12 protein-coding genes and 2 pseudogenes are annotated in these 14,523 nt (G+C 66.4%); 2 read left to right on the forward strand and 12 right to left on the reverse strand.

Annotated elements, in window-relative coordinates; all coding sequences use genetic code 11:
- Positions 1–233: 233 nt before the first annotated feature.
- The 5 genes from GCU53_RS01350 to GCU53_RS01370 form a co-directional block, all read right to left on the reverse strand.
- Positions 234–1,223, reverse strand: coding sequence for a 2-hydroxyacid dehydrogenase (locus GCU53_RS01350; protein ID WP_152386018.1), 990 nt, complete (start codon positions 1,221–1,223; stop codon positions 234–236).
- A 13-nt stretch (positions 1,224–1,236) separates the two neighbouring features.
- On the reverse strand, positions 1,237–2,535 hold the full coding sequence (locus GCU53_RS01355) for an MFS transporter (RefSeq protein ID WP_152386019.1): 1,299 nt from the start codon (positions 2,533–2,535) through the stop codon (positions 1,237–1,239).
- A 62-nt stretch (positions 2,536–2,597) separates the two neighbouring features.
- Complete coding sequence (locus tag GCU53_RS01360; RefSeq protein ID WP_152386020.1) at positions 2,598–3,548, reverse strand: sugar kinase; 951 nt, start codon at positions 3,546–3,548, stop codon at positions 2,598–2,600.
- Positions 3,541–4,323, reverse strand: a complete 783-nt coding sequence (locus tag GCU53_RS01365; protein ID WP_152386021.1) for a sugar phosphate isomerase/epimerase family protein — start codon at positions 4,321–4,323, stop codon at positions 3,541–3,543. The genes GCU53_RS01360 and GCU53_RS01365 overlap by 8 nt, the downstream gene beginning before the upstream one ends.
- Positions 4,324–4,392: 69 nt before the next feature.
- Positions 4,393–5,418 (reverse strand): LacI family DNA-binding transcriptional regulator, encoded by a 1,026-nt coding sequence (locus tag GCU53_RS01370; protein ID WP_152386022.1) that lies wholly within the window; start codon positions 5,416–5,418, stop codon positions 4,393–4,395.
- 389 nt (positions 5,419–5,807) lie between these two features.
- Here GCU53_RS01370 and GCU53_RS01375 point away from each other — a divergent pair, with 389 nt between their 5' ends.
- Positions 5,808–6,161 (forward strand): cyclophilin-like fold protein, encoded by a 354-nt coding sequence (locus GCU53_RS01375; RefSeq protein ID WP_244306995.1) that lies wholly within the window; start codon positions 5,808–5,810, stop codon positions 6,159–6,161.
- 78 nt (positions 6,162–6,239) lie between these two features.
- On the opposite strand, the gene GCU53_RS01380 is transcribed toward GCU53_RS01375, so the two are convergent.
- The 7 genes and pseudogenes from GCU53_RS01380 to GCU53_RS01405 all read right to left on the reverse strand — a co-directional run.
- A complete protein-coding gene (locus GCU53_RS01380; RefSeq protein ID WP_244306996.1) occupies positions 6,240–6,704 on the reverse strand; it encodes a (R)-mandelonitrile lyase in 465 nt (154 codons plus the stop codon).
- 54 nt (positions 6,705–6,758) lie between these two features.
- Positions 6,759–6,979, reverse strand: a pseudogene (locus GCU53_RS25365) (hypothetical protein); the annotation flags it as partial.
- A 188-nt stretch (positions 6,980–7,167) separates the two neighbouring features.
- Positions 7,168–8,100: a LysR family transcriptional regulator gene (locus tag GCU53_RS01385; protein ID WP_152386024.1), complete on the reverse strand. Its 933-nt coding sequence runs from the start codon at positions 8,098–8,100 to the stop codon at positions 7,168–7,170.
- Positions 8,101–8,199: 99 nt separating this feature from the next.
- Positions 8,200–9,393: an MFS transporter gene (locus GCU53_RS01390; RefSeq protein ID WP_244306998.1), complete on the reverse strand. Its 1,194-nt coding sequence runs from the start codon at positions 9,391–9,393 to the stop codon at positions 8,200–8,202.
- Positions 9,394–9,623: 230 nt separating this feature from the next.
- Positions 9,624–10,517, reverse strand: a complete 894-nt coding sequence (locus GCU53_RS01395; protein ID WP_152386025.1) for a LysR family transcriptional regulator — start codon at positions 10,515–10,517, stop codon at positions 9,624–9,626.
- 119 nt (positions 10,518–10,636) lie between these two features.
- Positions 10,637–11,686, reverse strand: a complete 1,050-nt coding sequence (locus GCU53_RS01400; protein ID WP_152386026.1) for an NAD(P)-dependent alcohol dehydrogenase — start codon at positions 11,684–11,686, stop codon at positions 10,637–10,639.
- A 269-nt stretch (positions 11,687–11,955) separates the two neighbouring features.
- Positions 11,956–12,339 (reverse strand): annotated as a pseudogene (locus GCU53_RS01405) (alpha/beta hydrolase); the annotation flags it as partial.
- Between the two features lie 787 nt (positions 12,340–13,126).
- On the opposite strand from GCU53_RS01405, the gene GCU53_RS01410 reads away from it, so the two are divergent.
- On the forward strand, positions 13,127–14,344 hold the full coding sequence (locus GCU53_RS01410) for a sugar transporter (RefSeq protein ID WP_152386027.1): 1,218 nt from the start codon (positions 13,127–13,129) through the stop codon (positions 14,342–14,344).
- Positions 14,345–14,523 lie beyond the last annotated feature (179 nt).

A 14,523-nucleotide genomic window follows, 5' to 3' on the forward strand; every position in this document is an offset into this window, starting at 1 on the left:
TTGTTGTTGTTACCGGCGAAGAGTCAGTGGAAAAAGCGCAAAAAGGCCCCTCCGCGGCCGCGGATGCGTTGGGCGAAAGGGGCAAGGCCCGGCGGTAGGCACCGGGCTGGGAGTCAGGGGGTGGAGCGGGGTTGGATCGGAGTGTTCATGCGATTTTCCCGTTCGTTGTTGTCGTTGTCGTCACGGATTTGCCCCTCTCCCAATTAGGGGAGAGGGGCTGCAGATCAGTCGGCTCAGCCGGTGGTCCGGGCGACCTCCAGGGCGGCCGGATTGACCAGGTTGGCCGGGCGCCGGCCGGCCAGCGCCGCCAGCAGGTTGTCGACGGCGCAGCGGGCCATGGCCTCGCGGGTTTCGTGGGTGGCCGAGCCGATGTGCGGGGTCGCCACCACGTTGTCCAGGCGCAGGAGCGGCGAGTCGGCGGGCAGCGGCTCGCGCTCGAACACGTCCAGCCCGGCGCCGCGCAGGCGCCCGGCCTGCAGGGCTTCGAGTAGCGCTGTCTCGTCGACCACCTTGCCGCGGGAGATGTTGATCAGGATGCTCTCCGGGCGCATCCGCGCCAGTTCGCGGGCGCCGATCAGCCCGCTGGTGGCGGCGGTCAGCGGCAGCGTCAGGCAAACGAAGTCGGACTCCTCCAGCAGCGCCTCCAGCGAGCGGTAGCCGGCGGCGTAGCGTTGCTCGAGCGCGGGCTTGGGCGACGAGCTGTGGTAGAGGATCGGCATGCCGAAGCCGCAGTGCCCGCGGCGGGCCAGGGCCTCGCCGATGCGGCCCATGCCGACGATGCCGAGGGTCTTGCCGTGCACATCGCTGCCGAACTGCGACGGGCCGATGCTTTTGCGCCACTGCCCGGCACGCACCCAGCCGGCCAGTTCGACGACCCGCCGGGCGGTCGCCAGGATCAGCGCGAAGCCGGTGTCGGCGGTGGTCTCGGTGAGCACGTCGGGGGTGTTGGTGAGCAGGATGCCGCGCCGGGTCAGGTAGTCGAGGTCGTAGTTGTCGATACCCACCGAGACGCTGGAGACCGCCTCCAGCTGCGGCGCCCGGTCGAGCAGTCCGGCGTCCAGCCGGAGGCTGGCGCCGAGCAGGCCGTGGGCCGTGGGCAGGGCGTCGCGCAGGCGGGCCAGGCCGTCGGCCGACAGGTCGTCGATGCAGGTGACCTGCGCCTGCTGGCGCAGGCGGGTCATCAGTTCGGCGGACAGCTTCTTGTAGAGCACGATGTTCTTCATGGACGCGGATTCCTCAGGGATTGGTCGCCGGCTGCGGCTGGCGGCTGGGCAACGGCGCCGGGCGGTCGCTGTTGGTGGGGTTGAGCAGCAGGGTCAGCACCACCGCGATCAGCAGCGAGCCGCTCATCAGCAGGAAGGAAGCCTGCGGCCCGCCGGTGGCGCCGTTCAGGTAGCCGACCAGCCAGGAGCCGGCGAACGAGCCCAGCGCACCCATGCTGTTGATCAGCGCCATGGCGCCGCCGGCGACGTTGAGCGGCAGCACTTCCGGAACGATGGCGAAGAACGGCCCGTAGGGGGCGTACATGCAGCCACCGGCCACCACCAGCAGGGCGTAGGACAGCCAGAAGTGCTCGCTGCCCAGGGCGTAGGAGCCGTAGAAGGCCAGCGAGGCGATCAGCAGCGGCGGCCAGACGAAGACCTTGCGCTGCTGGAAGCGGTCGGAGGCCCAGGATACCCCGAGCATGCCGATCACCGCGGCCAGGTAGGGCAGCGACGACAGCCAGCCGGCCTGGACGATGTCCAGGTTGGCCGCATCCTTGAGGATCGACGGTAGCCAGAGGACCAGGCCGTAGACGCCGATGCTCCAGCAGAAGTACTGCACCGAGAGCAGGATCACCTTGGGCGAGCGGAACGCCTCGCGGTAGTTCTTCACCGGCTTCAGACCCTGCTGCTCAGCGGCCAGCGCCTGCTGCAGGTCCTCCTTCTCACGCTCGGTGAGCCAGTCGGCCTGGGCCGGGCGGTCGTCGGCCAGGCGCCACCAGATGAAGGCCCAGAGCACTGCCGGCAGGCCCTCGATGATGAACATCCAGCGCCAGTCGAACTGTTCGACCAGGTAGCCGGACACCACCGACATCCAGAGGATGGTCACCGGGTTGCCGAGGATCAGGAAGGTGTTGGCCCGCGAGCGTTCGGCACGGGTGAACCAGTGGCAGAGGTAGATCAGCATCGCCGGCATCACCGCCGCCTCGACCACGCCGAGCAGGAAGCGGATGGCGATCAGCAGGTAGACGTTGGGGATGACCCCGGTGAGGGTCGCCAGGCTGCCCCAGAGGATCAGGCTGACGAAGATCAGCTTCTTGACGCTGCGCCTCTCCGCGTAGATCGCGCCGGGCACCTGGAAGAAGAAGTAGCCGAGAAAGAACAGCGCGCCGAGCAGCGACGACAGGCCGGGGGTGATGTTCAGGTCCGCGGCCATCCCGGAGGCGGCGGCGAAGCCATAGTTGGCGCGGTCCAGGTAGGCAAGGCTGTAGGTGATGAAGATGATCGGGATGAGGTACCACCAGCGACGGCTGGCGAGACGGGTGTTTTGCATGGATGTCTCCTGAGCTTGTTGTTTTTGTTGCAGCAGGTGCCGGCGGGGCCGGCGGTGGTTGATCAGGCGTTCTGGGGCTGGGGCTCCTCCGTCAGTTCATGGCGATGGGGCAGGCCCTCCATGTCGCCGATGCACTGCACGGCGCGGCTGCCGAAGGCGTTGCCGCGCTTCAGGGCCTGCGGAAAACTCCGCCCTTCGAGCAGGGCGCTGATCACCCCGACGGCGAAGGCGTCGCCGGCGCCGACGGTGTCCACCACCTGGGCGACCGGCACGCCGTCGATGCGGCCCTCGCCGTCGGCGCTGCGGTAGTAGGCGCCTTCGGGGCCGAGCTTGATCACCACCGCCTCGACGCCGCGCTCCAGGTAGAAGGCGGCGATGTCGGCGGGGCTGTCGTAGCCGGTCAGCAGGCGGCCTTCCTCGAGGCCCGGCAGCACCCAGTGGGCGAGGGCGGCCAGGGCGTTGATCTCACTGACCATCCGCGCCTGGCTCGGCCACAGCGACGGGCGCAGGTTGGGGTCGAAGGACAGGCTGCGCCCGGCGCTGCGCATGCACTCCATCAGCTCGCGGGACAGCGCCCGGCAGCTCTCCGAGAGCGCCGGCGGAATGCCGGTGGCGTGCAGATGGCGGGCCTTGAGCAGGTCGGGCGCCAGGTCGGCGATCGACAGGTGGCTGGCCGCTGAGCCGCGGCGGAAATACTCGACCTTCGGGTCGCTGCCGTCGGTTTCCCGGGACTTGAGCTGGAAGCCGGTGGGATGCGCCGGGTCGATCCGCACGTGACGGCAGTCGAGGCCTTCGCGGGTCAGGCTGTCGAGCACGAAGCGGCCCAGCGCGTCGTTGCCGACCCGGCTCAGCCAGGCGACCTTGAAGCCCAGCCGCGACAGGCCGATGGCCACGTTGCTGTCGGCGCCGGCGATGCGCTTGCCGAAGCGTTCGACGCGGGCCAGATCGCCGCTTTCCTCGGCCACGAACATGGCCATGGTCTCGCCGAAACAGAGCACGTCGATGTCATGCATGCCGGCGTTCCTCCTGCATCTGGCCGAGACGGGCGAGGGTGTCGACGTGCCGGCGGGTGACGGCCAGCAGGTCGTCGCCCTGCAGGGGGTACTCGATGGCGCGCGGCACGCCCGCCGGGAACTGGCGGAACAGGCGCTGCCACTGCTGCAGGTCGACGGGCTCGGGGGGGAGGGCCACCAGCTTGCCGTCGTCGTTGCGCCCGACCGCCTTGCAGTGCACGTAGCGCACGTAGCGGCCGAGACGCTGGGCGGCCTCGTCGACCGGCTGTTCCTGCCAGAGCCAGTTGCCGATGTCGAAGGTCATGCCGATAGCAAGATCCCGGGCCTCGGCTGCGGCGAAGAATGCCTGCAGCGCCTCGATGCGCCCGCCCTGGGCGGTCTGGTCGTTCTCCACCAGCAACTGCACGGGCTGGCCGGCCAGTTGCAGCGCCAGCTCGGACAGATCGTTGCCGGCGCGGTAATGGCCGAGCGAGACCTTCAGCCAGCGCGCGCCGCAGGCCTGGGCACGTGCCAGGGTCGGTTCGAGGGCGGCGGCGAGCCGGCCCTCTTCGCTCCACAGCTCGAGCGGCGCGGAATACAGGCAGTCGAGCCCCAGGGCGTGGACGGCGCCGGCCAGGGCCTGCGGGTCCGGCGGGGCGGCGAACAGCTCCTCGCGCAGCTCGGCGCGGGCGGCGCCGGCCTGGGCCAGCAGCGGCAGGAAACTGGCCTGGCCGCGCTCGCGCACCAGAGTAGCGCCATAGCTGGAAAGACTGACTGAGACGGGGTAGAGGGGCATTGTCGTTATTCCTCTGAAACCGGTTTCATTTTTGGCCGAACGACTCGCCGACAAACTGCCGGCGGGCTGTCAGCCCCGTGGGTGGGTGGAGCCTCGGATAATCAGTTGTGCCTTGAAATCGAAATGCCGGGCCGGCTCGCGGTCGCCGCGCAGGCGCTCGAGCAGGCACTCGAAGGCGGTCGTACCGATCTCGGCGGTCGGCTGGGCGAGGGCGGTGATGCCGCTGCCCACCAAGGGATACCAGTCGAGGTCGTCGAGGGCGATCAGGCCGATCTCCTCGAACAGTCGGCAGCCGAATTCGCGCAGTTGCCGGGTGGCGGCCAGGGCGGCCATGCCGTTGGCGGCGAACAGCGCCTTGGGGCCGGGGCCGGGGGCGATGAGAAAGGCCTGCAGGGCCTCGCGGAGGGTCTCGCCGGTCTGCAGCACCCGGCCCTGGAGCAGGGGACGCCGGGCGATCTCGGTGCCGAAGGCCTCGACGCGCTCCTGGCGCGAACTGGTGCCGTCCAGCGGCTCGCTGACCAACAGCAGGTCGCGGTAGCCGCGCTGCTGCAGATGATCCAGGGCCTGCTGCACTGCATCACGGTTGTCGAGGCCGACCAGATCGACCTCCAGCGCCTCGACCTTGCGGTCCACCAGCACCATCGGCAGTTCGTCGTGCAGGGACAGGAGCTCGCCGGCGTGGTGGCCGAGGGTGTTCACGATCAGCCCCTCGACGTTGTACGAGCGCAGGGCAGCCAGGTGCTGGATCTCCTGCTCGGTGCTGCGGTCGGTGTTGCACACTACCAGGCTGTAGCCGTGCTGGCGGCAGGCGGTTTCCACGCCATGCATCACGGCCACCGAATAGGGGTTGAGGATGTCGGCGACCAGCATGCCGATCAACCGGGTCCGGCCGCGCTTCAGGCCGCGGGCCATCTGGTTCGGGCGGTAGTCGAGGCGCTCGATGGCCTGCTCGATGCGCAGGGCGGTGGCGTCGGCGAGCAACTGGCGGTCGCCGCCGATGTAGCGCGACACGCTGGCCTTGGAGACACCGGCGGCCTCGGCCACCTCGCTGATGGTGACGCGGCTGCCGCGGGCGGACGGGGAAGGACCGTTCACGGACCTGGAACCTCTTGTTCTTGATGTTGTGGGTGGTTTGCGTTGTTGTGAAACCGGTTTCAGTGAAGCGCAAAGGGGAGGGGATGTCAAGGGTGGGAGATGTGTGCCGATAAATGCCGGGGCGTATTCGGCTTGTCATCACTTTTCATGAACGCTGTTCATGGCTCCATTCGCTGCCAGCGGATCAATGAGGGGCGGATTTCATATATAGATGGCGCCGCAACGAGAGAACTCCAGGAGGCGCCATGCTGGTCAGGCTTTTCAGAGCGCGGTTACTACCGATAGCGGTGTTGATGGCATCCATGGCCACGATTTCGGCCAACGCAGGAACGGGCGCTGGCGCGGATCACCCTGACACTCAAGTACCCGTCATTCGCCAGGAGAACAGCATGCGGATCAGCATCGAGATAGAGGGAACCACCATCACCGCGACACTCGAGGACAGTGAGGCCGCCAGGGACTTTGCCTCTTTGCTGCCGCTTTCGCTGACGCTCGAAGACTATGCCGCCACGGAGAAGATCAGCGATCTGCCGAAGCCTTTGTCGACCAGCGGCGCGCCCGCCGGTATCACTCCCAAGGTTGGCGATCTGGCCTACTACGCCCTCTGGGGAAACCTCGCCATCTTCCACAAGGACTTTCGCTACTCCAGCGGCCTGGTGAAACTGGGCACGCTCGACTCCGGCATCGAACTCATGCGTCGCCCCGGGTCCTTCAAGGCCACGATCCGCAGGCTCGAGCGCTGACGCCACAGCCCTGGATCCGGCGGCATCGCTGCCGCCGGGTGGCAGGGGAAGGGGATCAGGTGTCCCGCAAGCGGGTTGTCATTTTGTGTACTGATCGTCGCTGACCTGCTCCAGCCATTCGACATTCTTGCCATCGACGGCCTCCTGGAGGGCGATATGGCGCATGCCGTTGGTATCGGTCGCGCCGTGCCAGTGCTTCACGCCGGGGGCGATCCGAACCACATCGCCGGGCTTGATTTCCTGTTTGTCCTTGCTCCCTTCCTGCACCCAGCCCTTGCCGGAGGTGACGATCAGCGTCTGCCCGCGGGGATGGGTATGCCAAGCGGTGCGGGCTCCGGGCGCGAAGGTGACATGGGCGCCGCTGACCTGGCTGTATTCCGTGGGGGTGACCAGCATGTCGACCACGACGGCGCCGGTAAAGTAGTCGGCCGAGCCCGCCATGCTGGCCTGGTCGCCATTGGGTATCACCTGGATGCCATCGGCGAGCGCGGCGCCGGTGCAGAGCTGGGCGAGAAACAAGGTGGCGTGGAAGGGACGTTTCATGGTCAGCGGTTTCCTTACGGGTAGCGGGGGATGGGATGAGTCCCGGCTGGCGCATCACGCGCCAGCGAAGCGGGTCCTGGACAGGGGAAGGCTGCGCACGCGCTGCCCGCTGAGCACCGCGACCGCGTTGATCACGGCCGGCGGCACGCCCGGCAGTCCGGGCTCGCCGACGCCGCCCATGGAGGTGCCGCTCTTGACGATGCGCACATGCACGCGGGGCATCCGGCCGGGCGGCAGGATGGCGTAGGGCCGAAATTGCGCGCGCGGAGCATGCCGTTCTCGTACATGGAAAGTGGCCCGGTTGCAGTCTCCGGGTATTAGTCCAGAGGAAATGCCAGTCCAGATAGAGGGGAAAATTGCATGGACCTATGTGTCCCATCGATCAATCGGTGTGGGCTGGCGGGCGAGGGTGTGCCGACGCATGCGGTGGCTGAGGCCCGATAGCGTTTTTGCCGGGGCGGGGTCAACTTCCTTCCCGGGCGGGGCTGGACTGGGGTTCGTAACGCAGGGCCGCAATCAGCAGGGACATGGCCCCCGACGGTTGCCGGCGGCTGGGGTAGTAGAGATGGTAGCCCGACCAGTAGGGGCACCAGTCTTCCAGTACGGATACCAGGTGGCCGGTGCGGATGTAGGGCTGCGCGATGTCTTCCGGCACATAGGCCACGCCGAGGCCGGCCATCGCGGCGTCGAGGCAGTCATAGATGCTGTTGTAGGTGAGCTGGCCGTTCACGCGGACGTTCATCTGCCGCCCGTCTTTTCCGAACTCCCAGGCCCAGAGTCCTCCGTAGGTGGGCAGGCGCAGGTTGATGCAGTTGTGCTGCATGAGGTCATCCGGTGTTCCGGGGAGGGGATGATTGGCAAAGTATTGCTTGGTGGCTATCACGGCGAACCGGATGTCCGGGCCGATGCGTAGCGCGATCATGTCCTGCGCGACGATCTCGCCCAGGCGAACACCGGCATCGAACCGCTCGGCGGCGAGATCGACCAGGCCATTGTCGGCAAACAGTTCGACCTGGATGCCCGGATACTTCGGCAGGAATTTCTTCAGCCTGGGGGCCAGCACGGTCCGGATCGCGTGATCCGAGGCGGTGATGCGTATCGTCCCCATGGGGCTGTCGCGCAGCGCCGACAAGGCGGACATCTCGGCATCGATCTCCTCCAGCTGCGGAGCGACCGACTGCAGCAGCCTTTCGCCAACCTCGGTGGGCGAGACCGTGCGTGAGCTGCGCGCCAGCAGGCGAGCGCCAAGCTTCGTCTCCAGCGCCCGCACGGCGTGGCTGACGGCCGATTGCGACAGGCCAAGGTGCGCCGCCGCCCGGGTAAAGCTCTTTTCGCGGGCCACGGCAACGAACGCCACCAGTCCGCCGAAGGATTCCCGCAGAATGTCGTCTCTCATGCTCGGTCAGTCTTCGTCATACGCGTGGCGCAACCATACCACCGCCGTTCCTCACCCAAGGCGCCTGGCAAGGGCGCGGGTCGGGCCGCGGCTTTTGGCTCAGGCCTGTGCCGGTTTCCTGATGCGGGTGCCGTTGCCGATGACCAGCACGGAAAGGATCAGCAGAACCGCACCTCCCACCAGGGGAGCGGAAGCATTGGCATGGTCCAGCAGTTGGCCACCCAGTGCGCCGCCCATCATGATCGCCAGCTGGATCGATGCGACCATCAGTCCGCCGCCGCTTTCCGGCTCGTCATCGATTTCCCTGGCCAGCCAGGTGGACCAGCACACCGGTATGGCAGCGTTCAGCGCTCCCCAGCCGACCATCATGGCCGCCACCGCCCAGAAGAGATGCCCGGCTTCCATCATGGCCAGGGTGACGGCGGCAAGGGCCAGGGGGAGGTAGCGCAGGAGCGGGTAGAGGCGCTGCCGATGGAGCATGGCGCCGGCAAAGTGGGTTCCCGCGAATCCGGCCAGGCCCAGGCCGAGCAGCAGAAGCGACAGCTGGCTCGGACTCACGCTCATTTCGGCTTCCAGGAAGGGGCGGAAGTAGGTGAAGGCGCCGAACGCACCCGCGAACGTCAGCATGGTCGAGATCATGCCCAGGGCGACGTATCGGCGCTTGAGCAGCCCGAACAGGCGGGTGACCGGAATGTTCGCTCGCGGCGGCATCGAGGGAAGGCTCCTGGCCTGCCATAGCAGATTGACGATCACCAGCGGCACGAGGCCGCCGAACACGACCCTCCATCCGAAGAGTCCTCCCAGGTAGGCCCCGATCGGTGCGGCGAACGCCGTGGCGATGGCATTGCCCATGTAGAGGGTGCCAAGCGCCTTCGGCACGCGGTCGGTGGGCACCAGCCGGATGACGGTCGCCGTGGCCAGCGACCAGAAACCGCCGATCGCCACTCCCAGCAGGGCGCGGGCCGTCATCAACAGGGAAAAGTCGGGCGCCAGGGCGATCATCACCAGCGACAGCAGCATCAGCAGGGTCATGCCCATCAGGACGTGCCGGCGGTCGAAGCGTCCGGCGATCGGCGCGATGAACAGGCTGGACAGCACCGCGAAGAAGCCGGACACCGAGATGGCCTGTCCCGCCAGGCCCTGGGTGGCCTGCAGATCTTCGGCGATCGGTGTCAGCAGGCTGACCGGCATGAATTCGGCGGCGATCATCATCGCCACGCAAAGCGCCATGGAGCCCACGGCACTGCCCATCTGCCGCCGGGCAGATACGGATTCGAGAGTTGAAGTCGTCATCGGGTTTTACTCCGGCAATGCGCAACCCGGCACCGCCTCGCGGAGGAGGGGCGCAACGTGGTCGAGGTCGGATGAAGGTGCGGCTGGGCGTGCAGGATGTCGCGAGCGGGATCGTTCGCTTGCCGCCGTCGTTGGGGCTTGATGATAGAGAGGCCGGGTTGCTCGAAGAACACCGGACGCCGAATAGAGCCATGAGCCGAAGTAATCAATCCGGCTGGTTGCGGGCGAGGCTATTCCCCGTAGCGCAGCGCCTCGATCAGGATCTGCATGGCCCGCGAGGTTTCGCGCTGGCTGGAGTAGTAGAGGTGATACCCGGGAAAGGTGCGCCACCAGCTCTTCATCACCGGCAGCAAGCGTCCGGATTCGAGATGCGGGCGCGCCAGGTCTTCGGGAACGTAGGCCAATCCATACCCCGACAACGCGGCGTTCACGATCTGGTAGATACCGTTGAACACCAGCTGGCCGTCTACCCGCACATTCAGCTCGCTCTGGTCCTGCTTGAGTTCCCAGGCGTACAGGTTGCCCCGCGTCGGAAGCCGGAGGTTGATGCACGCGTGGTTCGTCAGGTCCTGGGGGGTGGCAGGCATCGCGTGCGCGGCGAAATACGACGGCGCGCCGACGATGGCGAATTGCAGGTCGGGCGCGATGCGCACGGCCGAGCTGTCCCTGGTCAACCCGTCGCCCAGGCGCACGCCGAAGTCGTACCGGCTCTGGACGATATCGGTGAGGGCGTAATCGGAGCTCAGCTCCACCTTGAGCTTCGGGTAGGCGGTCAGGATCCCGGAGAGCTTCGGCCACAGCAGCGTGTCGATGGCATGCTCGGTGGCGGTGATGCGGAGTGTGCCGGCGGGCGTTTCGCTCAGCTCGGTGACATGCCGCAGCTCGGACTCGATGTCCTTGAACCGCGGGGCGACCACGCGCAACAGCCGTTCGCCGGCCTCGGTGACCGATACGCTGCGCGTGGTCCGCGTCAGCAGCCGTACCCCGAGGCGTGCTTCCAGTTCCCGGATCGTGTGGCTGAGCATCGACTGGGAGATGCCGAGCCGGGCGGCTGCGCGGGTGAAGCTGCGCTCCTCGGCAACGGCCATCAACGCGAGCAAATCGCTGTAAGGTTCCCGGGGCATCGATTCATTCCAGGCAGGGACGGTGGAATTGTACCCGCCGGATACCCCCGCGGCCGATGGCGCCTGCCGGGGGCGAAGGTGGCTCCGAGGGTTTCAGTACGCGGTGAAACCGCTTCCGCTCAAACCGCCAGAGTGGCGGAGTCGATCACGAAGCGGTACTTGACGTCGCCCTTGAGCATCCGCTCGTAGGCCTTGTTGATCTGCTCGGCCCTGATCAGCTCGATGTCCGCGACGATGCCGTGCTCGGCGCAGAAGTCGAGCATTTCCTGGGTTTCCGGGATGCCGCCGATCATCGAGCCGGCGATCGAGCGGCGCTTGAAGATCAGGTTGAACACGTCGGGGGAAGGGTGGGGCGAGGCCGGCGCGCCCACCAGCGTCAGGGTGCCATCGCGCTTCAACAGGGCCAGGAAGGCATCGAGGTCATGCGGGGCGGCAACGGTATTCAGGATTAGGTCGAAGCTCTTCGCGTGGGCCGCCATTTCCCCGTGGTTGCGCGATACCACGACCTCGTCGGCGCCAAGTGCCCTGGCGTCCTCGCGCTTGGACGCGGGGGTGGTGAACGCCACCACGTGCGCGCCCATCGCATGGGCGAGCTTGATGCCCATGTGGCCCAGGCCGCCGATGCCGACGATGCCGACCTTCTTGCCCGGACCGGCCTGCCAGTGACGCAGCGGCGACCAGGTGGTGATGCCCGCGCACAGCAGCGGTGCCACGGCGGCGAGCTGGTCTTCGGGATGCCGGATGCGCAGCACGTAACGCTCGTGCACGACGATCCGCTGCGAGTAGCCGCCCAGCGTCCAGCCCGGCTCGTCCGGCGTCGGGAAGTTGTAGGTGCCGACCATGCCGTCGCAGTAGTTTTCCAGGCCGGTCTCGCATTCTTCGCAATGCCTGCAACTGTCGACGATGCAGCCGATGCCCACCAGGTCGCCCGGACGGAAGCCCGACACATGCGCACCGACGGCCGATACGCGGCCGACGATCTCGTGGCCCGGAACGCAGGGGAACCGGGTGCCGGCCCACTCGGCGCGCACCTGGTGCAGGTCGGAATGGCAGACGCCGCAATAGGCGATGTCGATCTGGACATCATGCGGCCCCGGAGTCCGGCGGGTGATCTCCAGCGGTTCGAGAGGCTTGTCGCCGGCATAGGCGCCGTAAGCTTTTACAACCATGGGAGGCTCCTTTCATCAACGTGCCGCGCGCTCGATATGACGCGCAGGCGGGATGGCCAATGTAAGCCGATACCAACTGACCAATAAGGCGCCAGGGCCGCACGTACCTATGCAGCAGATTGATCAATCCGGGCGCGTTGCTTGCCTCCGGGCGCCTGGCAGATTCCGGGTGCACGTGCGGGTGGCGGGGCAGTCTGCGTCGAGCAAAAAGCCACGCTCGGTAGCGTGGCCTTGTTGTCGAGCGACCCGTGCAAACACGGATAGCCGGGTTACTTCAGGTTGTTACGGAAGAAGGTGACAAGTTTGTCGAAGGGGATCAGGTTGACGCGGTCATAAAGATCCACATGGCCGGCGCTCGGAATCACCAGCAGTTCCCTGGGCTCGCCGGCGAGCTTGTAGGCCTCCTCGCCGAACTCCCGGGAGTGGGCGTTTTCGCCGGTGACAAACAGCATGGGCCGGGGCGAAATCGTCTCGATGTCCGCAAAGGGATAGAAGTTCATGAATTTGACGTTGCTGGTCAGCGTCGGGTGCGTGGTGAGCTCGGGCGACTGGCCTTCGGGGGTGTATTCGCCTCGGGGGGTACGGTAGAAATCATGGAACTCGCGCTGGATCGGATCGGTATTGGCATCCAGTTGATGTACCGTGCCGCTGGTACATTCATCTTGTACTGGTTGTCAAAGGTGATCTTCTGCACGGATACCTTGTCGCTGGTGTAAAAGTTGTTCGCGCCGTTGGACATGTCTGCAGCCATTACCGTGAGTGAGTTCAAGAGAAGGCCAAACGATAGAATCATCTTTCTCATTGGGATTTCCTTCAGTGAAGGATGAGGCAGCTTCCGCACTTGGAAATCATTGATCGGATCGACTCCGGTCAGATCGCTCTATGTCGTGTCAGGCCGTCCGGTAAGGTAAAGAAAGGTCGAAAAGCAGTCTTCGAGCACCTATTGGAGGCAGCCTGTGACGACGAGCGGCTGTGCCGGGTCTTCGGGAACTTCGAGAAGCGACCCGGCTGAGTGATATTGCTCTGTAATAGCCAACCGCAAGGTGCGAATCCATGACTCACGATCACCGATAGAGGTTGGTAATCAAGGAGCCCGAGCCGGTTTCGACCCGCCAAACGATGGAAGGAGCGGGCTTCCGAGCCCATCGACATACCGGCCGTCAGGTTGCTGAAAAGGCCCCTGGCAGGCCTGTTGTGGTACAGGCAGGCGGCACCCTAGAATCGGCTTCGTCTGGCTGTCTCCCCCCATACCCATAATAAATCCCCTCGCTGCGCGCTCTGTCGCTGCGCCCTGGCTTCGAGCCTTGGGTGGCGGGCTTCTGCGTGTGAGCGTTTCGGTGTGGGGGTGTGTCCCTATTTCGCGAACAGGCGCCTGGTGTGTGCTTTCCATGCCCGGCGGACGGCCCCTGTCGCCTCCCTTTTGAAGGTGTACGTCGTTAAATGAACACACCCCCGAATGCCCCGGCCGGCAGTTGGCTGAGCGTGGTTGCGCTGGCCCTGGCAGGCTTCATTTTCAACACCACCGAATTCGTTCCCGTCGCTTTGCTGAGTGCCATCGGCGGCAGTTTCGAACTGCCCACCGACAAGGTCGGCCTGATGCTGACGATCTACGCCTGGGTGGTCACCCTCGCGTCGCTGCCGATGATGCTGCTGACGCGCAACATCGATCGGCGCCGGCTGCTGATGTTCGTGTTCGCCCTGTTCGTCGCCAGCCATGTCCTGTCGGCGCTGTCCTCCAGCTTCGGCGTCCTGTTGCTGAGCCGGATCGGCGTCGCCTTGGCGCATGCCGTATTCTGGGCGATCACCGCCTCCCTGGTGGTGCGCGTGGCGCCGGCGGGCAAACAGACGCAAGCCCTTGGCCTGCTGGCGACCGGCACCTCCCTGGCCATGGTGCTGGGCATTCCGCTGGGCCGCGTGGTGGGTGAAATGCTCGGCTGGCGCACGACCTTCGCGGCGATCGGCGTGATCGCCACGCTGGTCCTGGTGTGTCTGGCCCGGACGCTGCCGCCGCTGCCCAGCCAGAACTCGGGTTCGCTGCGCAGCCTGCCGGTGCTGTTCAAGCGCCCGGTCCTGGTCGGCTGCTACATGCTGACCGCCCTGGCGATCACCGCGCATTTCACCGCCTACAGCTATATCGAGCCTTTCGCCGAGGCCGTCGCGCACCTGACCGGCGAGGCGACGACCATCCTGCTGCTGCTCTTCGGCGGCGCCGGCATCATCGGCTCCCTGGTGTTCAGCCACTTCTACAACCGGACCCCGAACGGCTTGCTGCTCATGGCCCTCGCGGGTATGGCGCTGTGCATGCTGCTGCTGTTACCGCTGGCCGGGGACGCCTGGACGCTCGGCACGCTGAGCCTGGCCTGGGGGATCGCCATCATGTGCTTCGGGATGGTGCAGCAGTCCAGGGTCATGGCCCTGGCCCCGGACGCCACCGATGTGGCGATGGCGCTGCATTCGGGTATCTACAACATCGGCATCGGCGGCGGCGCCCTGCTGGGCGGTGCGGTGAGCAGCCAGCTGGGGCTGGCGAGCGTCGGCACCGTCGGCGGATTGCTGGCGGTGGGCGGGCTGCTGCTGGGCGGCGCGATGCTCCATCGCTTCGGCAAACCGCTGCCCTCCATGCCGGTGGCGCTGGAGAGCCGGGCCTGCGAGGTGTGAGGGCGAGGGCGGTGCCCGCCAAAAGCGGGCAACCGAGCCGTAGCCGGCCGTCGGGCATTCAGCGGAACAGAGCGCCTTGTCCTTGCAGCCTGTCCAGCCCGCCCTGGCGTGCAGAATCGCCGGGCATGAAAAAACCGCCTGCCGTGAGGCAGGCGGTTTTTCTTTTTCCCGAGTCCTCG

Origin of the sequence: Azotobacter salinestris, from assembly GCF_009363155.1 — a bacterium.
Classification (GTDB): Bacteria; Pseudomonadota; Gammaproteobacteria; order Pseudomonadales; family Pseudomonadaceae; genus Azotobacter; species Azotobacter salinestris.